The sequence below is a fragment of the Streptomyces sp. NBC_01515 genome (genome assembly GCF_045040345.1).
In the GTDB taxonomy this organism is placed as follows: Bacteria; Actinomycetota; Actinomycetes; order Streptomycetales; family Streptomycetaceae; genus Streptomyces.
Genome location: NZ_CP109416.1, coordinates 11259116 through 11278977, shown reverse-complemented (window position 1 = coordinate 11278977; position 19862 = coordinate 11259116). Strand labels below are relative to the sequence as shown.

Annotated in this window: 21 protein-coding genes; 6 read left to right on the top strand and 15 right to left on the bottom strand. The window is 68.9% G+C overall.

Annotation, left to right across the window (positions count from 1 at the left end):
* The first annotated feature begins 44 nt into the window (after positions 1-44).
* Positions 45-527 carry a hypothetical protein gene (locus tag OG407_RS49910; RefSeq protein ID WP_405868177.1) on the top strand — a complete coding sequence of 161 codons (483 nt, stop codon included), beginning with the start codon at positions 45-47 and terminating at the stop codon, positions 525-527.
* Positions 528-529: 2 nt separating this feature from the next.
* Here OG407_RS49910 and OG407_RS49905 read toward each other — a convergent pair whose 3' ends face one another.
* The 3 genes from OG407_RS49905 to OG407_RS49895 all read right to left on the bottom strand — a co-directional run bounded on the left by OG407_RS49905 (position 530) and on the right by OG407_RS49895 (position 2748).
* Positions 530-1768: an IS256 family transposase gene (locus OG407_RS49905; protein WP_405868175.1), complete on the bottom strand. Its 1239-nt coding sequence runs from the start codon at positions 1766-1768 to the stop codon at positions 530-532.
* Positions 1769-1915: 147 nt separating this feature from the next.
* Positions 1916-2230 carry a hypothetical protein gene (locus OG407_RS49900; protein ID WP_405868173.1) on the bottom strand — a complete coding sequence of 105 codons (315 nt, stop codon included), beginning with the start codon at positions 2228-2230 and terminating at the stop codon, positions 1916-1918.
* Between the two features lie 8 nt (positions 2231-2238).
* Entirely contained in the window at positions 2239-2748 is a 510-nt protein-coding gene (locus OG407_RS49895; RefSeq protein WP_405868171.1) for a SigE family RNA polymerase sigma factor, read from the bottom strand.
* 129 nt (positions 2749-2877) lie between these two features.
* Here OG407_RS49895 and istA point away from each other — a divergent pair, with 129 nt between their 5' ends.
* The 3 genes from istA to OG407_RS49880 all read left to right on the top strand — a co-directional run bounded on the left by istA (position 2878) and on the right by OG407_RS49880 (position 5557).
* Entirely contained in the window at positions 2878-4158 is a 1281-nt protein-coding gene (gene istA / locus OG407_RS49890; RefSeq protein ID WP_405856857.1) for an IS21 family transposase, read from the top strand.
* Complete coding sequence (istB, locus tag OG407_RS49885; RefSeq protein ID WP_405856855.1) at positions 4159-4986, top strand: IS21-like element helper ATPase IstB; 828 nt, start codon at positions 4159-4161, stop codon at positions 4984-4986.
* 289 nt (positions 4987-5275) lie between these two features.
* Positions 5276-5557, top strand: coding sequence for a hypothetical protein (locus tag OG407_RS49880; RefSeq protein ID WP_405868169.1), 282 nt, complete (start codon positions 5276-5278; stop codon positions 5555-5557).
* 798 nt (positions 5558-6355) lie between these two features.
* On the opposite strand, the gene OG407_RS49875 is transcribed toward OG407_RS49880, so the two are convergent.
* On the bottom strand, positions 6356-6502 hold the full coding sequence (locus OG407_RS49875) for a hypothetical protein (protein ID WP_405868167.1): 147 nt from the start codon (positions 6500-6502) through the stop codon (positions 6356-6358).
* 142 nt (positions 6503-6644) lie between these two features.
* Here OG407_RS49875 and OG407_RS49870 point away from each other — a divergent pair, with 142 nt between their 5' ends.
* The gene (locus tag OG407_RS49870; protein ID WP_405868165.1) at positions 6645-8489 is read left to right on the top strand and encodes an OmpA family protein; all 1845 of its coding nucleotides are present in this window, start codon (positions 6645-6647) and stop codon (positions 8487-8489) included.
* Positions 8490-9062: 573 nt separating this feature from the next.
* On the opposite strand, the gene OG407_RS49865 is transcribed toward OG407_RS49870, so the two are convergent.
* The 4 genes from OG407_RS49865 to OG407_RS49850 form a co-directional block, all read right to left on the bottom strand.
* The gene (locus OG407_RS49865) at positions 9063-9923 is read right to left on the bottom strand and encodes a class I SAM-dependent methyltransferase (protein WP_405868163.1); all 861 of its coding nucleotides are present in this window, start codon (positions 9921-9923) and stop codon (positions 9063-9065) included.
* Between the two features lie 25 nt (positions 9924-9948).
* Positions 9949-10641 carry a DUF6236 family protein gene (locus tag OG407_RS49860; protein WP_405868161.1) on the bottom strand — a complete coding sequence of 231 codons (693 nt, stop codon included), beginning with the start codon at positions 10639-10641 and terminating at the stop codon, positions 9949-9951.
* Positions 10642-10841: 200 nt separating this feature from the next.
* Positions 10842-11237 carry a DUF6236 family protein gene (locus tag OG407_RS49855; RefSeq protein ID WP_405868159.1) on the bottom strand — a complete coding sequence of 132 codons (396 nt, stop codon included), beginning with the start codon at positions 11235-11237 and terminating at the stop codon, positions 10842-10844.
* A 114-nt stretch (positions 11238-11351) separates the two neighbouring features.
* Positions 11352-11813 carry a MarR family winged helix-turn-helix transcriptional regulator gene (locus OG407_RS49850; RefSeq protein WP_405868157.1) on the bottom strand — a complete coding sequence of 154 codons (462 nt, stop codon included), beginning with the start codon at positions 11811-11813 and terminating at the stop codon, positions 11352-11354.
* Between the two features lie 64 nt (positions 11814-11877).
* Between OG407_RS49850 and OG407_RS49845 the strand changes: the two genes are divergently transcribed.
* Positions 11878-12246, top strand: a complete 369-nt coding sequence (locus OG407_RS49845) for a VOC family protein (protein ID WP_365222484.1) — start codon at positions 11878-11880, stop codon at positions 12244-12246.
* A 109-nt stretch (positions 12247-12355) separates the two neighbouring features.
* On the opposite strand, the gene OG407_RS49840 is transcribed toward OG407_RS49845, so the two are convergent.
* The 7 genes from OG407_RS49840 to OG407_RS49810 form a co-directional block, all read right to left on the bottom strand.
* The gene (locus tag OG407_RS49840) at positions 12356-12991 is read right to left on the bottom strand and encodes a transposase (protein WP_405868155.1); all 636 of its coding nucleotides are present in this window, start codon (positions 12989-12991) and stop codon (positions 12356-12358) included.
* Positions 12992-13377: 386 nt separating this feature from the next.
* Positions 13378-13554, bottom strand: a complete 177-nt coding sequence (locus OG407_RS49835; protein WP_405868153.1) for a hypothetical protein — start codon at positions 13552-13554, stop codon at positions 13378-13380.
* A gap of 191 nt (positions 13555-13745) precedes the next feature.
* Positions 13746-14042, bottom strand: coding sequence for a hypothetical protein (locus OG407_RS49830; protein ID WP_405868151.1), 297 nt, complete (start codon positions 14040-14042; stop codon positions 13746-13748).
* Between the two features lie 79 nt (positions 14043-14121).
* Positions 14122-15162, bottom strand: a complete 1041-nt coding sequence (locus tag OG407_RS49825) for a glycoside hydrolase family 25 protein (protein WP_405868149.1) — start codon at positions 15160-15162, stop codon at positions 14122-14124.
* Between the two features lie 152 nt (positions 15163-15314).
* A complete protein-coding gene (locus tag OG407_RS49820; protein WP_405868147.1) occupies positions 15315-16205 on the bottom strand; it encodes a BTAD domain-containing putative transcriptional regulator in 891 nt (296 codons plus the stop codon).
* Positions 16206-16478: 273 nt separating this feature from the next.
* Positions 16479-19121, bottom strand: a complete 2643-nt coding sequence (locus tag OG407_RS49815; RefSeq protein ID WP_405868145.1) for a DUF4157 domain-containing protein — start codon at positions 19119-19121, stop codon at positions 16479-16481.
* A 46-nt stretch (positions 19122-19167) separates the two neighbouring features.
* On the bottom strand, positions 19168-19842 hold the full coding sequence (locus tag OG407_RS49810) for a glycosyltransferase family 2 protein (RefSeq protein WP_405868143.1): 675 nt from the start codon (positions 19840-19842) through the stop codon (positions 19168-19170).
* Positions 19843-19862 lie beyond the last annotated feature (20 nt).

Below are 19862 nucleotides of genomic sequence, written 5' to 3'. Positions count from 1 at the left end.
ACGAAGGACTTCACAGGGAAACTCTCTGCCGCTAACCCACCTCGATGGGCGCGCTGCCCGCCCACAGGGAGCGCCTGCGTTCCCACCCGGACATCGCCGGCGAGGTGCTGCGCCTGGAGTACACGGCGATGAGCCTCAACCCGAACGCGAAGCTGTACGGCCGCAAGACCCTGCTGGAGCTCTTCGACCCGGCCCAACCGCGGGACCGGGCATGCCTGGAGGCGTTCGAGCGCGAGCTCGACATGCCGTGGGCGCTCTACCACGTGCGCCGCCTGTTCCTGCTGTCCCAGGACGGCAGGCGTCGCCCGGTGAAGCGCTCCACCGAACGCGTCGACCTCGGCCGGCCTCAACAACTCGCCCGGCGGCTGATCTCCATCTCCGGGCCGCACCACGTCGAGGTCGAGCACGACCGGGTGTACGGGCGGGCCCGGGCCTGGGCCCGACCCCGCGCACAGGTGTCGCCGATGGCGGAGGGGTCACGTCCGCCGAGGTGGTGTATTGACGGCCACTCGGTGATCTCGTTTTGAGGCTATGCGGTGAGTTCGGTCGGGACGACGGTCTCGTCGGTTTGTGACTCGATCGGGTGGAGGCGGGTTTTGGCGAGGAGGTCGAGTCCCATGTAGCGGCGGGCTTCGGTCCATTCGTCGTTCTGCTCGGCCAGGAGCGCGCCGACCAGGCGGACCAGGGCGGTGCGGTCGGGGAAGATGCCGACCACGTCGGTGCGACGCCTGATCTCCTTGTTGAGCCGTTCCTGGGGGTTGTTGGACCAGATCTGCCGCCAGCTCTCGCGCGGGAACGCGGTGAACGCCAGGAGGTCGTGCTGGGCGGTGTCCAAGTGGGCTGCTGCTTTGGGGAATTTGGCCTCCAGTGCGTTCAGGGCGTGCCGCATCTGGGCCTTCACGGCGTCGGTGTCGGGTTGTTCGAAGACGGTCCGCAGCAGGGTGGCCACCCACGGCTGGGCCGACTTGGGGACCTGGCTCAGCAACGCGCGGGCGTAGTGGGTGCGGCAGCGCTGCCAGCTCGCGCCGGGCAGGGTGGCGCCGATCGCGTTGACCAGGCCGGCGTGGGCGTCGGAGACGACCAGTTGGACGCCGGACAGGCCGCGGGCGACCAGGGAGCGCAGGAAGGCCAGCCAGCCGGCGCCGTCTTCGCTGGAGGCAACGTCGATGCCGAGGATCTCGCGGTGGCCGTCGGCGTTCACGCCGACTGCGATGAGGGCGTGGACGTTGATGATGCGGCCGCCCTCGCGGACCTTCTGGGTCAGTGCGTCGACCCAGACGAACGCGTAGGGCCCGGCGTCGAGCGGCCGGTTGCGGAACGCGGTGACCTGCTCGTCCAGGTGCTTGGCCATCGCCGAGACCTGGGACTTCGACAGCTGGGTGACGCCGAGGGACTCCGCCAGTTTCTCGACCCGGCGGGTGGAGACACCGAGCAGGTAGGCGGTGGCGACCACGCTGATGAGGGCCTGTTCGGCCCGGCGGCGTCGCTCCAGCAGCCAGTGCGGGAAGTAACTGCCCTGGCGCAGCTTGGGAATGGCCAGTTCGACGGTGCCGGCCCGGGTGTCCCACTCGCGCGGGCGGTAGCCGTTGCGGTGGTTGACGCGTTCGTCGCTGACCTGCCCGTATTCGGCGTTGCAGAGGGCGTCGGCCTCCGCGGACATGAGGGCGTCGGCGAACGTCTTGACCATCGCGCGCAGCAGATCGGGACTCGCCGAGGTGCGGTTGTCTTCCGCGAGGGCGTGCAGGGGCAGGCTGTCGGGTGCGGTCATCGTGCTGATCTCCTTCGAGGCTTCGACACTTCGAAGATCAGCCGGTGGCCGTTCATCTATGCGGGCACCATCCCGATGCCGGAGCAAACCCCCGGATCAGGTCGAACCCGTACACCATCTCCATGGACGCAACCCCGCCCGCGACTGTCAGTCTCCGGAGGGAAGGGGCTCTGCTGCCGTGCGAGCGGGTTCGGGTGTGTGCGGTGTGGGGTGGGCGGTGCTGGCGGGGGCCAGGGGCACCGGAGCCCGTTCGCCGCCCAGCGAGGGCAGGTTGACGGCAACGGCGGCCATGGAGGCCACGACGATCAGTGCGCCGGCTGTGGCGAGCGCAACTCGTCGGCGGTGGATCCGGAAGCCGCCGACGACGGCCGCGTCGATAACGCTGGGTAGCGCAGGCTCCGGCTCGGCGCTGAGGACTGCCTGGAAGGCGGCGTGCAGAGCGTCGTTGTTGTGCTCGTTCATGGCCGGTTTCACCTCCTGGTCCCTTCACTGTCAAGGCCTTCGACGATCTCGCGCAGCCAGGCGAGCCCGCGGGCGCTCTGGCTCTTTACCGTTCCCGGACTCACCCGCAGTGCGTGCGCGGTCTGCTCGACGGACCAGTCCTCCCAGAATCGCAGGACCAACACGGCCCGGTAGCGGGGCGCCAGCTCCATCAGGGCTTCTTGCATCATCAATCGCAGCTCCGGTGCGCCGGACACGTCCGAGGGAAGATCGGGTGGCTCGCTCACCGGCTCCTCACGCCAGCCTCTCTTGCGCCACTGGTCGATGAAGGTGCGGGTGAGGATGGTACGAGCGTAGGCATCCGCATTGCCGTCCCGGCTGACCCGTCCCCAGGCCGCGTACAACTTCATCAAAGTCGTCTGGGTCAGGTCCTGTGCCTGGTGCCAGTCACCGCAGAGCAGGTAGGCGCTGCGTCGGAGCTGCGCCTGCCGCGCCTCGGCAAACTCCCGGAACTCTCGTTCCCGGGCCGTGTCCCTCACTCTTTGCCGGCCTCTCCCTTGCACACTGTCGGCGTCGTCTGAACGGTGACCCTCTGACGGCGGATCAAAACTGACTCACTTCGTGGCATCCATACCAACCTGATCTTGATTGGAGATCGGGAGGAGAGGGTGATCCAAGTGGAGGACTGGGCAGAGATCCGCAGGCTGCACCGGGCCGAGGAGATGCCGATCAGGGCGATCGCAAGGCATCTGGGCATCTCGAAGAACACGGTGAAACGGGCGCTGGCCACGGACCGGCCGCCGGTGTACTCCCGGCCGCTGAAGGGCTCGGCGGTCGACGCGGTCGAACCGCAGATCCGTGAGCTGCTGAAACAGACCCCGACGATGCCGGCGACGGTGATCGCGGAGCGGATCGGCTGGGACCGCGGGATGACGATTCTCAAGGACCGCGTCCGCGAGCTGCGGCCCGCCTACCTCCCTGTGGATCCGGTCTCGCGCACGACGTATCAGCCCGGCGAACTGGCTCAGTGCGACCTGTGGTTCCCGCCGGTGGACATCCCGCTCGGCTATGGCCAGTCCGGGCGGCCACCGGTGCTGGTGATGGTCTCGGGCTACTCGAGGATCATCGCTGCACGGATGCTGCCGAGCCGGATGACAGGCGATCTGATCGACGGTCACTGGCAGCTGCTGACCGGCTGGAATGCGGTGCCGAAAATGCTGGTCTGGGACAACGAGGCCGGTATCGGCCAGGGCAGGGTCACCGTCGACTTCGCCGCCTTCGCCGGACTCCTCGCGGTCAAGATCTTCCTCTGCCGGCCCCGTGATCCAGAAGCGAAGGGGCTGGTCGAGAGGGCCAATGGCTACCTCGAGACGAGCTTTCTGCCCGGCCGCACCTTCAGCGGACCCGGCGACTTCAACACCCAGCTCGAACAGTGGCTGCACGTCGCCAACCGGCGCATCCACCGCACCCTGGACACCCGTCCCATCGAGCGGTGGGAGGCCGACCGGGCCGGCATGCTCGCCCTCCCGCCCGTCGATCCGCCCCGCTGGTCGCGCTTCTTCACCCGCATCGGACGCGACCACTACATCCGCGTCGACACCTGCGACTACTCCGTGCACCCCCTGGCGATCGGCAAGAAAGTCCAGGTCACCACCAGCATCGAGGAGGTCATCGCCATCCTCACTCCCGGCGGGGCCGTCGTGGCCCGCCATGCCCGCTGCTGGGCCAAGCACCAGACCATCACCGATCCCGATCACGCCCGCACCGCCGCTGCCCTGCGCGGTGAGTACCGCCACCACACCGCGGCCCAGGCGGCCCGACTCCGCGCCACGGCCGCCGCCGACCGCCTGGTCGACGTCGAGCAACGCGAACTGACCGACTACGACCGGGTGTTCACCCTCATCGAGGGCGACGCCGGCCGCGACGAGACCGGGGACGGGGTGTCCTGAATGGCCCGCACCGCCATCAAACCGGTCACTACGAAGACGGGCAGCGGCCGGACCGGCGAGCAGACCGCGTCCGACCTGGCCTTCTACTCCCGCGCGATGAAGGCCCCGGCCCTGCTGGACGCCGCCGAGCGCCTCGCCGAGCGGGCCCGCACCGAATCCTGGACCCACGCCGAGTTCCTGGTCGCCTGCCTGCAGCGCGAAGTCGCCGCCCGTGAGAGCCACGGCGGCGAGGCCCGCATCCGCGGCGCCCGTTTCCCCGCGATCAAGACGATCGAGGAACTCGACGTCACCCATCTGCGCGGCATAACGCGCCAACAGCTCGCGCATCTGGGCACGTTGGACTTCATCACCGGCAAGGAGAACGCCGTTTTTCTGGGACCGCCCGGGACCGGGAAGACACACCTGGCGATCGGACTCGCGGTCCGCGCCTGCCAGGCCGGCCACCGGGTCGCGTTCGCCACCGCCGCCGAATGGGTCGACCGCCTGGCCGCCGCCCACCACGCCGGACACCTCCAGGCCGAGCTCACCAAACTGTCCCGCTATCCGCTGATCGTCGTCGACGAGGTCGGCTACATCCCCTTCGAATCCGAGGCCGCGAACCTGTTCTTCCAGCTCATCTCGAACCGATACGAACGCGCGTCCGTGATCGTCACGAGCAACAAGCCCTTCGGACGCTGGGGAGAGGTCTTCGGCGACGAGACCGTGGCCGCCGCCATGATCGACCGCCTCGTCCACCACGCCGAGGTCCATTCCCTCAAAGGCGATTCCTACCGGATGCGCGGACGGCAACTCGGACGCGTCCCCACCGCCACAACAGAAACCGACTGAACACCACCAACCACAAGCCACACGGGTCACGATTCAACCGACCAGAGTGGGTCCGCGTTCAACCGCCGCCGACACACACCACTCCATCTGTCATACATACGGGGAGTGGCCCTCTGGGGTTGCACGGTGCGGGCAGGAGAATTTTCCCGCCGCACCGTGCAACCTGACCACCGCCCGACTCCGTACCTCTCTCCCGAAAGGGCTTCCACGCACAGGTGAGAGTCCGGCGATCCGAGGAAGAGGCACACCGTTGTCGAAGCACCGCAAGTTCTCGCATAACCGCCGCGCTATGTTCAGCGTGGCCGCCGGAACCGTTCTGGCCGCCGCGGGGATGGTCAGCGTCGCCAGCGCCGCGACCCCGGCCACCCACGCGAACCCGGTCCCGGCCACCCAGGCGGACCCAGTTGCCGCCACCCACGCAAACCCGGTTGCCGCCACCCACGCGAACCCGGTCCCGGCCACTCACGCAAACCCCGTTGCGGCCACCCACGCAAACCCGGTCCACGCCAAGTCTGTCGCCGAACCCCTCTCGTCGCTGAGCGCGGCCGAGCGGGCGAACGCGGTGGGCTGAGCCCCACCCCGAGGAGTACGCACGCCTCCCCGAGAGCCTCGGGCTTTTGCCCGGTGCGGGAGGCGTGCTGCTCCGCACGACCCGCCGTGGACCTCGTTGCCCCTCGGAGGGGTAGCAACGTGCCCTGGATGAAGATCGGGTGCCCCTGTGGATCGCCGCACTTGGGTTGCAACCGGTCCTACGTCACCACTACTCCCGCTACTCTCGCCAGGTCCTCGCCCCCTCCACCCGGCCACGTCAGCCTGAGGTTGGAAAAGCCTCGGTGCATCCGGCCGGGGAGCGCGCTTCCTTGAACAGGCGCACCGCCAGGTTCTGGAGACCATCCCCACAGGTGCAGGGAGCGCAGGTCGCCGAAGTTGTAGTCGTCGCCGCGGCTGGGACCATCCCCTGCGGGTGCGGGGTTGGCCCCCATCCGCCCGCGGCACCCGAGGCACGGAGCCTCTGCTCCCCGCATCGGCGGGGACCACTCGTCGTCAGTGGTCGCGCCCAACCACACTTGCGGCTCACCCCCGCGGACGCAGAGGTGTTCCGGAGACCAACTCCCAGCGGTACCGGCAGGTTGAAGACCGCCATGGGTCGCCGGGCTCTCGTTGTGCTGCCCACCCTCACATGCCTGGCGAACAGGTGACGACTCGCTGCGTTTGCGTACCGCGACTCCTCGGCGCGGGGCAGAAGGACGGTTCCCCCAGGTGTCGCCGTTCGGTAGCTTGACCTGCGGATCGCCCCACCGGTCCTCGGTCCGGGCGAACACGTCCAGCCGTCGCAGACACAGTGCAGGTGCTCCAGCACGCACAACGACTACGCCGCCTTCTCCACGCTCCCCTGCTCGATGCGCGGGCAGGCGAACACCAGGCGCCGCCAGGAGCCGGTCATCAGCGCTTGGTCGAACTCCGAAGCGGCGACAGTGCGGCAGCTGGCCAGGTACAACCGTCGTGCGCTGCTCATGCCCATCGCACCTCATCGGTGACATGACAGTGACGGGCGGCCCGGCAGACTGTGCGGACGGCGGACTCCCTTCCAGGCGGCGGTGAACATGAGCCCAGAACCTCTCCAGGAACCCCGCGCTACCGCTCCAAAGACCCAGACTGTGACCGAACCAAAAACCCTCCCGCCTCTGCGGGACGCGGGAGGCACGAGGCGGACTATCCCGCTCTGGAGCATCAGCGGCACCGAAGAAGGGCTGTCCGCGCAGTCGAGCAGCGACGCCACCGGCGATCCCTACCTCCGGTTCTACCCGTACTTCGCCGGTGTCCTGGCCGACGCTGTCGCATTGCGCTCCTCGCCCGGCGAGCCGTCGCCTGACGGCCTTGTCGACAACGCGGTCGCGACGCTCGAGCACAACGCGCGCCTGGTGGTGGAGGGCCGCACCGGCAGGTGGCTGAAAGTGCGGGTGGAGTCGGGCACGGCGCTTGGCGACAGCGGGAACAGTTCGGTCGGCGCGACGGGGCTCACCGGCTACGTCGCAGCCGAGCTGGTGGCCGGCGACGCCACGGCGCAGGCCGACCCGGCGCCATCGCGATCGGCGCATCGGGCAGCCGACGTGCCGGCCGCCAAGGAACAGCTCTGCCGGCCCCGTCCGGCCGGTGAAGCGGCCAGGTCCCGCAGCCTGGCGGGGATCCTGCCGGTCAAGGTGGAATTCCATCCGGCGAAGAACCAGCTCGACGTCGTGGACTTCGCCGTCAACAGCAGCGTCTTACCGAAGGGCGTGGCCGGCATCGATGCCTGGCAGCTCGCGATGTCGTTGATGGCAGGCGACCCCTTCGCCCGGGTCGCGGTGACCGGATTCACCGACTGCGTCGGCGACGACACCGAAAACCTGGGACTGCGTCAGGAACGTGCGCGGGCCGCCATCGCCGCCATGCCGGCCGCGGTGAGCGCCAAGGTCCTATTCAGCGGCAGCAGTAGCACGACCGATTTCATCGACACGAACCTGACCGAGGAAGGGCGCGCCCGCAACCGGTCCGCGCGCGTGACGTTCTCCTCTGTACCGCCAACCGGGCAGGATTCGTGCGACACCATGGAGCGCGCCCACACCATCGACGAATACCTCTTCCTCGTGCGCTGCCTCGAGGCGCGGCTCGGTCTCACGTCGGCGGGCGACGCCCGCACGGCACTGTCCGTGCTGCGGCAGATCTACTACGGTTCGGCCGCGTGGAGCCGGTCCCGGAACTGGGTCTGGGACAGGGTGATCACCGGACATCCGTGGAGTCCTGGCACCGACCCGACCGCCGCCCTGCATCCCCGGCTGATGGCCGCACTCAAGCACAGCCAGGAGGTGGAGGGAATCGACATCGGCCACATCCTCACCGGCATGGACGCCATGCTCGCTCCGGAGGACGTGCTGTTCACCAAGGGGCCGATCGGCCTGCGGACGAACCTCGCAAATGAAGAATGGGCGACCTGGGCCGGCGACGTCGGCTCAGCGGCGGCGGAATGGGCCTGGGACGCCTTCATGGTGCGACCGAACTACGGAGCCTTCGCTGCTTTCTTCAGCCGGTACGCAGGCGATGCCGACCTGTCCGGCGATATCGACGGCTTCGCGATCAGGGCCGGCCTCGCGGCGTCACCGTCGGCCCAGCTGATGCGGCCGCTCCAACTGACCGGGTCCCTCTCCAGCGTGCTGCTGCAGTACTTCCGCATCACCAACGGCTCCCTGGGCGCGGCCAGGGCACGGCGAATCCAGGACTTCGCCGAAGCCTACGGCGGCGTCGTCGTCAACCGGACGCTGACCAACAGAGCCGCTGTCATCGCACGACTGCGCCCATCCGTCGAGGAATTCGCCGACTACTACCTGCAGTGGCACCTCTACAAGAGCCCCGACACCCAACAGCCACCATCCGGCGCGCCACCACTCAACGTCCTGCTCAATGCCGCGCTCGATGACATGGTGCCGCGATTCGTGAACTGGCTGGCAACGCAGATGCAGCCCTGAACAACGCCCGTGAAAGTGCTTGCGGCGGCGACACCGAGAACCGGCCAAGCAGGTCATCGGGACTGGTGGGACTCCCCCGGCCCGGGCCCAGGAAGGGTCAGGGATCGACGACGTACGGCTTCTCCCCCGTGATCAGCGGTGCGTCAGCGGGTCCCTCGATGGAGGGGCCGCGCCAGATCACCTGGCGCTCCTGCCGACCGGGGTACTCCGGTCGGGTGGCGCGGCGGTCAGTGCAGAAACCGCACATCCTGGTGCTGGGTCGGTCAGAAGAATCCAGCACCATCGCGGCGGCGAGAGGCAGTCGGGGATAGGCGGTTTCACCAGCTTCTCCCCGGGTGGCGGACGCACTCCGCGGCCAGGGCATCGATGCCCGCGGCACTTGCAGCTTGATCGGGCATCAGGTCCGCCGGGGCAGTGTGTCAGACGCCAGAACTTCGCGACTCACTCTCGCCCAGCGCACCGAACCGGTCGTTCGGGACGGTCCGTCGCCGCTGGCCCGAAGGTCACCGCAGGGACGGAAGGACAGACGAGGGGCCGGCCCCCGCCACACGCGGGGGCCGGCCTTCGTCGTGCTCAGTGCGCCGCGCGCACCGCCGAGACCAGTCCGCCGGTGCCCTCGTCCTGCTGCGGCGGGGTGAGCACCGGACGCCCGTAGGCCTCGGCGCGCTCACGCAGGGTGAAGGTCTCCGCCTTCCAGCCGAGGCCGTCCAGCCAGCCGACCGGGTCCTCCGGCATCTCCGAGACCCACATCGACGCTGCCGATCCCGGAGCGGCGTCCTCGCGGAAGCGTTCGACCACACCGCGCGAGCCCAGTGTCAGGCCCATCCTGCTGCCTGCGGCGGACAGCGCGCCGACCCGTTCGAGCAGCGACTGCACCGCGTCCTGGGGCAGATAGATCAGCAGTCCCTCGGCGATCCACACCGTCGGCTCCGCCGGATCGTGCCCGGCCGCGGCCAGGGCACCGGGCCAGTCCTCGCGCAGATCGACCGGGACGGTGATCCGCTCGCAGCGCGCAACGGCCCGCTCCTGACGCAGCACCGAGGCCTTGAAGCCCAGCGGTTCGGCCGTGTCGACCTCGAACAGCCGGGTCCCCGCAGGCCAGTCCATCCGGAAGGCCCTGCTGTCCATCCCTGCTCCGAGCAGCACGACCTGCCGGACGCCGGACGTGACCGCCCGGTCCAGCAGGTCGTCCAGGAACTTCGTCCGGATGACGATCGAGACAGCCACACCGAGCCAGCGGCGCCGCGCCGCCTCGTCCGCGCGCGGGCGCGGCGGCGCCCCGGGCCCGATCCCGCCGGCCGTGGCGAAGGCCACCGCCAGCGGGTCCCGGAACAGCGGCTGCTCGCGTGCCGTCTCCATTGCCCTCACCCGGGCCACGCCCACAGCTGTGGCCCACACCCCGGACGGCTCGCCCCGTCCCGCCGCATCAGTCATGCGTTCAGCCTAGGCCGCCGGGGCGTCACACCTGCGCGGTGGGAAACAGCGCTCGGAGAAGGTCGAAAAACCGTTGCACGGGCAAGTGTCGCCGCCGAGGCGCCCAAGCGTGCGGCTGCGCGAAGCCGACAACCCCGTCTCGGCTTCCGAGCGGCCGCCCTCGCTTCCCTGAGCACCAACTGTGGCCCTTTTCAACACACGCCCACATCTGTCCCATAGCGCTGGGACATGTGGTGCGGTCGTCGTGCCGCCGTAGGTCCTGTACGCGTACCAGCAGCGAGCGGGGCTTGAGTTCCTTGTCGACCCGCAGCAGATACGACCCGGGTGAATCGGCAAGCAGGGTCTCATGGCCCTGTTTCCACGACCGCCCGAGTCCAGCGAGTGCGAACGCCGGCCCACCTGCCGCGGCCACAACCGGCTGCCCGACCGCCAGGCTGCCGGACAGCGTCGCAACAGCTGCGGGCAGGGCGAACTTCATCCCGGCCGCGCTCAGCACGGTTTCCACGCCCAGCCCGTGCATAGCCGAACGCAGATCGGCCAGCGGTCGTTCGAAGTCTCGCGCCACGACCTGGTCCAGATACGCGGCGACAACTTCAGGATCCGCCGACTCCAGCGTCAGCCCGGCGAGCTCACCGGCCGCGGCGGTGATACCAGCGCGGAACGCATCGAACTCCGCACCACAGCCGATCCTGACCGCCGCGATCCGCTCAGCGGGCACCGCTTCAGGTTCTCCGGCACGACCAGCCGCAACGCCAGCATCGCGATCTGCGACGCCGTTCCTTCCGTATCCGCCGGTATCACGTCAGGCCGGGGGCCGTCCGGTGCGCCGGGCTCGTCGCGCAGCACCTCCCGCAGCCGCTGTGCCGTCCACTGCTGGGTGAAGGCGTAGCCGGACATGCCGTCGGTCAGGGGTTCGAGTCAATTTGGGCGGGCGAGGTGTTCGGTCAACAGGCATTTGTACGCCCATGCCAGACGCGGGTCCATCGCCAGCCAGTTTCCTGTTTCATGAGCAGCGGTTCCCACATATATGTCGCGTGTGGTCTCCACGACGAGCCCGGTTTCGATCAGGGCTTCCCGGAGGTGGGGAGCGACTTCGTCCCAGTAGACACCCGCACGTCGCTTCGGGGGCCGGTCCGTCCAGGGCTCCTGCTCCATGGGGTCTGTGCTGATGTGCGCAGGGAGGTTCCAGAAGTTGGCCGCGGCGTCGCCAGAGTGGATATTGTCCGGGCGCACGACCAGGTCTGAGCGGCGAGCTCGATAGGATTCAGGTAAGGAATCAGCAGGAACGACAGCCTCGATGAAGATCTCGGCCACCTCCCCGGCCGAACGGTCCGGCGGTACGTTGACCACGAAATCCGGCTCTGGCGCTGATCTTGTGACGGCGTCGGATCAGGGCAGGGGCACGGCAAAGTCGTAATTCCGGAGCGGTTACGTCGCCGATGCGGGCGGTTCGGTCAGTGAGGCGATGCACGCAGTGAGCAGGCGCCGCATCTGGTCTTGTTCGCTGGCATCCAGATTGGCCAGCATGTCTTGCTCGACGCGGCGAACCGCGGCGCTGGCCACCTTGAGCTGGCGGCGCCCGCGGGCGGTCAGCTCGGTGGGCAGAACCCTGCCGACGGGTGCCTGTGCCGGGCGGACGACGAGTCCCTGGCGTTCGAGGGCCTGCAGAAGCACGTTCATCGACTGCCGGGTGACGAAGGTGCCGCGGGCAAGCTCGGAGTTGGACAGACCCGGTCGCTGGGCAAGCAGCTCCAGGCAGGAGTAGTGGGTGATCGTCATGCCCAACGGCCTCAGCACGGCCTCCAGGGCTGAGTGCAGGGCGCTCGCGGCCGCCTTCAGCAGGTACCCCAGTGATGTGTCCAGCTCGATTCCGGGCTCGCCTTGACTCATGTCAGTAGTCTGACATACATTCCGGCGTGTCAGAAGACTGACATGACTTGAGGAGGTAAGAATCGTGACCGTTACCGGACCCGACTTCATTTCACTGCAGGTGCGCGACCTGGAGCGCTCTGCCGTTTTCTACGAGCAGTACCTGGGACTGAAGCGCTCTGACGCAGGACCGCCGCACGCTGTCGTGTTCGACACCAAGCCGATCGCGTTCGCCGTCCGCGACGTCGTCGCAGGCGTCAACCTGGACGCGATCACGCAGCCGGGCCAGGGAATGGCGCTGTGGCTGCACGCCCCCGACGCGCAGGACATCCACGACGCCCTCGCCGCCGCCGGCACGACGATCGTCTCAGCGCCCGTCGACGGGCCGTTCGGCCGCACTTTCACGTTCGCGGACCCCGACGGCTACCAGGTGACCCTCCACGACCGCGGCTGAGACTGGCGTCCTGGTCTTCGGCGCGGCAGGCGCCCTGAGCGGGCTTCTCACAACGGCAGTCATGACACCTGTCACGGCCTACTTCATGACTTTGCCGGGCCCCTGCGGGTCAGGGCGTGAGGAGTACGCGTTTGCGTAGGAAGTCGAGGTTGGCTCGTCCATACCCTTGTCTTTTGAGGAGTTTCGTCCTTGTAACCTGCCCTTCGACCTGGCCGGAGCTCCAGGGGGTGGAGAGCCCGGCAGTGACGGCGTCGATGTCGCGGCTCAGCCCGATGATCAGGGAGTGCAGGGCGGGCAGGTCATCGGCGAGGGCGCGCTCCATCCAGGCGGGCAGTTGATCGCCCCGCAGGTCACGCATCATGGCGGCGAAGTCGCGGACGTGGTGGGTGACGGCGTCGAGTTCGCGACAGCCGGTCCGGATCTCCTTGAGGTCGGCGGCATCATCGGCGGTCAGGTTTCCGGGGTCGGTCATGATCCAGCGGACGATGCGGCGGGGCCGTGGAGCCGAGCGGCGCGCGGGTGGCCCAACGGCGGCGGTCTTGAACGGGCGGAGGTAGCGGCGGACGGTCTGGAGGCTTCCGGCGAAACCAAGGGCCACGATCTCCTGGTGGAGTTGGGCACTGCTGTGACAGCCCTCGATCCACCGCTGGTGCAGGTAGGGCTTGTACTCGTCCAGGATGGTGGAGCGGTTCGTCGCTTTGACCAGCAGCTCGTCGATACTGGTGGCGCGGGCGAAGCGGCGCACGGTGGACCGGTCCAGCTGCAGTGCCGGCAGATGTCCTCCAGCGTGCTGCCGTCGTCCAGGAGCTGTCGCACGGCTGTGTGGCGTTCCCTGGTCCGGGTCACCAGTCGGCGTTCCCGTCCGCAGACGTCGAGCAGCGCGGCAGCCGACCGCGGCATCCGCAAGCCGTCGCATATACCGGCTGTGTACTCGGTCTGACGCATTACCGCAGTGCGGACAGTCCGCACCCGCCGAGCGGGCCCGCGCATGCATCGTGACCACCCCGGCCGCAGCCTGCTCGACCAACTCCACCACGACACCGGCCAGATGAGGGAACAACGCCCCGAAACTCCGCGAAGAACACGCGAGCCATGATCACAGCCACCACTGACACCGACAGCGTCACAAGATCAGCGCCAGAGCCCGAAATCCAACTGGTCCGCCAGTATTGCGGCCGTTCGGCTGTCCCGCACCTGGTAGTCGCGCGGAACCGCCCGGGCGATCTGCGGCCAGTACAGAGCCGCCAGCTTCAGCCACTGCTCATCGCGGAAGTGAATGTACGGGTAGTACAGGCCTATCCGCTGCATGGTCCCCACCCTGTCACACGCCGACGGACGAACGTTCTGACACCCCTCCGATGTGAGCGGAGAGGGCCGAAGTCCGCCCGGCGGGGCATACACAGAAGCTGATGCAAAGGGTGGAAGGAGTACGGCCTCCTCCTCGACAGAGAGATCTTCGCGATGTCGAAAGAGCTCGTCGCGGTCGTCGGCGGAGCGGCTCAGGCGTTCGGCTCGGGAGTGAGCCGGACCGGCGTGCCGGCCGTGGGCGGGTACTCCGGCGGAGTCGCCCAGCCCAGCAGGATTCCGGCGACGGTCGCGAGCGGCTTGTTTCGGATCTTCACCGCGAGGGCCTCCAGGAGCCGGAACACCGTGTAATAGGCGCCCGTGAGAACTGCGGTGACCACGCTGGCCACGGACGCCGAGTCGAAGGTGACGCCGATGCGGACCAGGAGGGTCAGTACCAGTCCGGCGACTATCGGGACGACCGTACGCATGAAGCTGGCGAAGAGGTTCACGGAAGGAGCCGTTTCTGTGCGGTGTGCGGCCCCGACGGGGTCGGCGGCGGGTGAAGGTGTGCGGAGGCCCGGCATGTCGTCACGGGGTGGTGTCGAGGTGCACGACGACCTTGCCCACGGCCGCCTCGATGGCCGCGGTGACGGACGCGACCAGCGCGGCGGGGTCGATGGTCTCGTCGAACGTCGCGATGGTGGTGGCGAGCTGTGAGATGGCTGCGCTCTGCGCCGCCTCGGTCGCCTGGACGGCCCTCAGTCGCGTGTTGGTGTCCTTGACGTAGGACTGGAGAGCCCAGTACGGATTCGTCTTCACGTCCGGGGCGTCGGCGGGAGCCGAGATCACCCCGTCCATGGTCAGGACCGCCTTCGCGGCGGCGCTTGCGACGTTGTTGACGTCCTGCGTCTCCAGCACGCCGCCGCCGGCGATGAGCTTCGCGGCGACGGCCGCCGCGACCTTGTTGATGTCGTCGGTGGTGAGCGGCATGTCGGTCTCCGTTCCGGCGGCCCACGCACGTAGCGCGGACTCGCTCAGGTAGCAGATGGATCGGTCGAGGGGCGTCGAGGTGAACTGCCAGAACAGCGGCGTGCGGCCGGCCGGGACGGGCTGCGCGTGTGCCTCGGCCTGTGCGTAGGTGGCGGCTCCGGACCAGGGGTAGGCCGGATACCACAGCGGTGTGCCGGTGGGCGCGTGGCCGGCCGTCAGGTCGCTGCCCGAGGTGTAGACGCCGACGCGCTGGCCGGGGAACGCGGCCTGGACGGCGGCGATCCACGCGGTGGCGTAGGACCGGATCCCGGCTGCGGTGACTCCCGCGTAGTTCGCTCCGTCGGACCGGCGTTCCAGGTCGAGCCAGTGGATGAAGCCGGGCCCGGCGTGGGGTTTCACGGCGGCCACGTAGTTGGCCGCCTCGGCGACGGCGCTCTGGTTCGGCCAGCCGAAGTGGTAGGCGCCGTGGACGAGTCCGGCGTTGATGGCGCCGGTGATGTGCTCGGTGAAGCGCGCGTCATGGGTGTGTTCGCCCTCGCTGGCCTTGACGAAGGCGAAGACGACGCCCTCGGCCTTGCGCGCCTTCCAGTCCTGGGCCGGCTGGTAGACGGAGACGTCGACACCACGGCAGGTGGACATGCCGCGTTCCCCCTTTCGGTTCGTTGGTGACTGCGCACCGGCTCCGGGTTTTCCGTCCGTCCGGTGTGAAGTCCTGCTCGGCACGTACACGCTGGCAGGTGCTCCGTGACCGGGACGTCACCGCCGTGTCAACGGCGTCGGGCCCCGCTCCCTCATCCCGAGCGGTCGTGCCTCTCGGGTGTCGAGGCCGTGAGAGACGGCGCCCGCGTACCGCCCTTGGCCCGGTACGGGAACATGGCGGCGAAACGTGCCGAGGGTTCGAGTCCGAGTTCCTCTCGGAGCAGCCGACGGAACGCCTCGTAGTGCCGTATCGCCTCTACGACGTTGTTCTCGGCCAGGTGAACGGCCACCACCGCGCACTGCGCGCTCTCCCGGAGAGGTTCGATCGAGACGCACGTGAGGGCGGCCTCCAACGCAAGTGCGTAGCGGCCGAGCCGCGTGAGCCGGGCGCTGAGTGATTCGAGCGCGTGCAGGCGGAGTTGACGCAGCCGTTCCCGCTCGAAGGAGATCCACTCCTCGTCCCATCCCGGGAGCAGTTCGCCGCCGACCAGTGCAGCGAGCGGCGGTGGCGCGTCACCCTGGTCGTGCATGGCGCCGGTCAGGCGGCGAGCAGTCCGGGTGAAGTCGTCGACATCGACGGTGACACCCTCCATGAGGTGGAGGGTGTCACCGTCGCCGCCGATCACCGGGTGCGGTAACCGGCGCAGCCGCCACAGCGTCGTCCGCAGGCTGCCGTGCGCGCGTTCCTCGGTGGCGTCGGGCCACAGGGTTCCGGCCACGACCGAGCGGAGCGCGCGGTTGTGCAGTCCGAGGTAGGCCAGCAGCCGCTGTTCGTTGGCCGGGACGGGGATGTCTCCGTTCGCGCCCTCCAGCCGGAAGGCGCCCAGCAGACGCAGTCGGGCCAGCGTCCGTTCCCGGCCCGTGGCGCCTTTGCCTGTTGTGACCTGTGTGCCTGCGCCCTGCGCTGTCTCGGCCTCACTTGTCTCGTCCTGCGTCTCCGTGTGGTGTCTTCGTGGCTCCGCAGTCAACTCGTTCCATGCCATCGGCCATCCCCGTTCCCCCGTGTTGGGGCCGTCTGCTGAGCAGCCCCGTGCCCAGGCCGTTGGCGTATGCCTGGGGTGGCCAGCGTGAGAGGCCGGAAGCGGACTGTCATCTTCTGTTCCGCTCAGCGGTCCACACGCGGAACCCGGCCGTCCGAGCCGAAGCCGGCCGTGCTGTACGGCCGGTGGCACAGCGCCGGCTGCAGGGTCTCCGCCGGTTTCCCAGGGTCGCCGAGGCGTCGTTCACCCTCGTGCACGGCGAGCCGCGCGCGCAGGTCAGTTGAGGACGGTGCCGTTGAAGTCGCGAATGGTGATGTCCCAGCGCCTTGCCCGTTCACCGATCTCCGGCGGCACAGGGCGCGCCTGGACGGGGACCTCCAGCACGAGTCTGCCCCGCAGCGGCTTGTTCACCAGGCCGGGGTAGCGGGCGCGATTGGCCGACGTGTCGGAGACGACGTTGCCGGGGCCGTACTTGTCGAGAAACTCGTTGACGTACTTCTCCGCGTTCTTCGGGTCGATGTCCGCGAGTTGGGTGCGTTTACGGGACACGATCACGCTGTCGGGGGTGTAGCCGTCGACGGTCTTCCCGTTTTTCAGCCGCAGTTCGTCGGCCGCGTACACCCCGCGCTGTGCCCTGTTGAAGTCGTTGCCGGACTGGAGCACCTCCGGGTCCCTGGCCGAGGGTTCTCGTGAGCCCAGTTCGCGTATCCGGCCGGGTTCCGAGTCCTCGGTAGGCAGTTCGTGCCCGGGGACCGCCTCCAACGGCTCGACGTCGTCGGCCGCCAGCCCTGTCTCTCCCCTGGCCTCCGCGACGGCGTCAGCCGCCTGCGAGCGGATCAGCCCCGCCACCTCGCCTTCCGCTGCGGGCGCAGCGGATGCCGGGGTTCGGGTCGCTGTCGCGGCAGGCTCGGTGTACTCCACCTCGGACAGCAGTTCGGGAACACGGGTGGGGGTCCTGTTCGGCACGCCCTCGACGTGCATTCCTTGCTCGGCCGGCGCTTGCGGCTCGACGTCGGCGCCACGGCTCGTCACGACCCGCGCCGCCTCCTCGCGGCCCTTGAACCGCTTCGGAGCGCTCGGCTTGGCGGGAACGGGCGCCTTCGGGGGCGTCCTCGGGGGCGTTTTCGCGGCCGGCGAGGACGCACCGGACGCGCCGGACGCCGACTTCGCCGCAGACTTCGCCCCCGCCTTCCGCTTGAGGTTCCGCGCCTTGCGCCACGCCGCTTTCAGGAGTTCGTCCATCTCCTTCGCGCCCAGCGCGCCCAGGCCGCCGGCGGGCTGCTCGGCCCACTCGTCCATGGCCTTGGTCATGCGCCGGCGCAGCGTCTCCGGCGGCGCGGGCAGGCTTGCGATGGCACGGTCCAGCTCGTCGATCAACTGCTTGTTCGCGGCCTGTGCTTCGAGCCGGGCGAAGTTCTTTTCCGCCTTGATCGCCCGCCAGCGGTTGCGGATGCCGGCGGTGACGTCGACCCCGTTCAGGAGGGTGGCCTGGGCGAGGCGGGCCACGCCGTAGACGGCCATGACGTTGTTGGCGACGTCCACCGCCCGGACGAACCCCGCGCCGAAGGTCTCCGTGGCCCACTCGCGGTGTTCGTGGACCACGGTACCGATGGCGCCGATGACCTGCGCCGCGAGATCGACCCAGCGGAGGGCCTGCTCCAACCCGTTCTCGGCGGCCGTGGCGCCCCCGAACAGTCCGAGGGTCGCCGCCGTGATCGACACGCTGCGGATCGTGGCCAAGGTGCTGGTCTCGGTCTTGTTGGACAGCATCAGCAGGGCGACGGCCGGGAAGAACTCCACGTCGCCGCCCAGGTCGTAGTCGCGTACGCCGACGATCTGGTCGGGCCGCAGTTCCTCGCCGTCGCGCAGGAACACGTCGCCGGGGAGCGTCTTGACCTCCGCGGCGAACTTCTCCTCGTGCTGCACCCGGCTCATGAGCTTGACCCTGATGTTGCCGTTGGGCAGCAACTCGGCTTCCAGGGGCGAGTCGACGAGGCGGGTGACGCCCATCTGCAGCACGGGGAAGACCTGAGCCCGCTCGGCGCCTTCGATGAAGGTCTCCATCGGGATCTGCCGCACCTTGGCCTGCAGGATGAGCCGGGCGGCCTGCTCGTCCTCGGCCCCCAGGCTGCCCGTGATGATGTGCTCGTACATGCTGTCCAGCAGGCTCCGGCCGGCCGCGGTGGCGGACAGGTCGTCCAGATCCTTGTCCTTGCCGCCCAGGACCATCGCGCGGGCGACATCGTCGTCGAGGTTGAAATCGCGCAGCCTCTCCAGCACCTGCGCGACGAAGGGGTAGTGGTCCTCCCCCTGCCACATCACCCAGAACAGCCGCTTCGACAGCTCCTTCACCATCAGGTCCTGGTTCATGAAGTACGCGTTCAGGTAGCGCACGACGAACTCGTTCGGTGTGGGCATGGCCGCATGCGCGGCGTCGTCCGGAGCACGCTGGATACCCAGGGCCGGGTCCTGCCGTTGCTGGAGCACATGGGCCAGTTCATGGGCCAGCAGTCTCTTGCCCGCCGCCGTTTCCGGTGCGTACCGGCCGGCGCCGAACACCACGTCCTCACCCACGGTGTACGCCAGCGCGTGCTCGGTGCGCGCCGAGGAGGCGGCCTCGGCGTCGGTGTGGAGGCGGACCTTGCTGAAGTCGGCGCCGAACCGCGGCTCGAAGAACTCCCGCCACGACGCCCCGGGGGTGTCGGCGGGCCCGGCCGCCAGGACCCTGTCGGCCTGCTGATCGGCCTGACGTTCCAGCGCGGCGGGTGCGTCCGCGTCGTCGGGCTCGCGCATGAACCGCATCGTCTGGTTGCCCGACCGGCTGCCCTTCGCAGGCGGGGAGAGGTGGTGCGGCCCCAGGGGGTTGGGCCGCACCACCGGCTTGGGGGACGCGTCCGGCCGCGGTTCGAAGCTGTGCATGCCTGTTCCTCCCGGCGATTTCCGCGTGTTGCCAAGGGTTGCCACGTCAGCCGACTTCTTTCGAGGCGTCGGTGCGATAGAAGGCCAGCTCCGGGCCGAGCAGAGCGCGGATCTCGGCCATGGCCGCGGGCGCGCAGTGGACGCCGCGGCTCGTCTTCGCGACGGTGTTGCCCGGGTGCACCAGGGCGACGACGGTGTCCTCGGGGGTGATCCGCGCGACGGCGCAGGTGGTCGAGCGCCACACGAAGACCGAGTCTTCCGCGTTCGGCAGGTCCGGGAAGGGCGAACGTTCCCAGAGCCGCCGCCGGTAGCAGAGGCTCTGCCCGGCGAACCAGCGGTGAAGGCGCGGCGGCCAGGTGAAGCGCCAGGTCCGGTCGCCGGCGGGGTCGTAGTAGAGCAGGCTCGTCATGCCGCAGAGGTCGACCCGCCCGGACTCCAACTGCCCAGCCTGGACGCTGAGTCGGTCGGGAGCGTGCCAGTCGTCGTCGTCCCAGTGGGCGATCAGGCTGCCCGAGGCCAGCTCGCACGCGAGGTTGCGTGCCGCGCCCAGCACCATCCGTTCGGGGACCCGGTGGTAGCGGATGGACGGCAGCGACGGCACCAGGTCCTCGACGCTGTCCGTACCGTCGTCGACGATCACCAGCTCTTTGTTCGGGTGGTCCTGACGGAGGAAGTAGGCGATCGCCTGCGGCACGAACCGCCGCCGATTGTGGGTCGGCATGACGCAGCTCACGAGCGGCG

Coding starts and splice junctions, on each gene's coding strand:
- OG407_RS49910 (WP_405868177.1), top strand. CDS start 45: ATGGGCGCGCTGCCCGCCCACAGGGAGCGCCTGCGTTCCCACCCGGAC.
- OG407_RS49905 (WP_405868175.1), bottom strand. CDS start 1,768: ATGACCGCACCCGACAGCCTGCCCCTGCACGCCCTCGCGGAAGACAAC.
- OG407_RS49900 (WP_405868173.1), bottom strand. CDS start 2,230: ATGAACGAGCACAACAACGACGCTCTGCACGCCGCCTTCCAGGCAGTC.
- istB (WP_405856855.1), top strand. CDS start 4,159: ATGGCCCGCACCGCCATCAAACCGGTCACTACGAAGACGGGCAGCGGC.
- OG407_RS49880 (WP_405868169.1), top strand. CDS start 5,276: ATGTTCAGCGTGGCCGCCGGAACCGTTCTGGCCGCCGCGGGGATGGTC.
- OG407_RS49875 (WP_405868167.1), bottom strand. CDS start 6,502: ATGAGCAGCGCACGACGGTTGTACCTGGCCAGCTGCCGCACTGTCGCC.
- OG407_RS49865 (WP_405868163.1), bottom strand. CDS start 9,923: ATGACTGATGCGGCGGGACGGGGCGAGCCGTCCGGGGTGTGGGCCACA.
- OG407_RS49850 (WP_405868157.1), bottom strand. CDS start 11,813: ATGAGTCAAGGCGAGCCCGGAATCGAGCTGGACACATCACTGGGGTAC.
- OG407_RS49835 (WP_405868153.1), bottom strand. CDS start 13,554: ATGCAGCGGATAGGCCTGTACTACCCGTACATTCACTTCCGCGATGAG.
- OG407_RS49825 (WP_405868149.1), bottom strand. CDS start 15,162: ATGTCCACCTGCCGTGGTGTCGACGTCTCCGTCTACCAGCCGGCCCAG.
- OG407_RS49820 (WP_405868147.1), bottom strand. CDS start 16,205: ATGGCATGGAACGAGTTGACTGCGGAGCCACGAAGACACCACACGGAG.
- OG407_RS49815 (WP_405868145.1), bottom strand. CDS start 19,121: ATGCACAGCTTCGAACCGCGGCCGGACGCGTCCCCCAAGCCGGTGGTG.
- OG407_RS49810 (WP_405868143.1), bottom strand. CDS start 19,842: ATGCCGACCCACAATCGGCGGCGGTTCGTGCCGCAGGCGATCGCCTAC.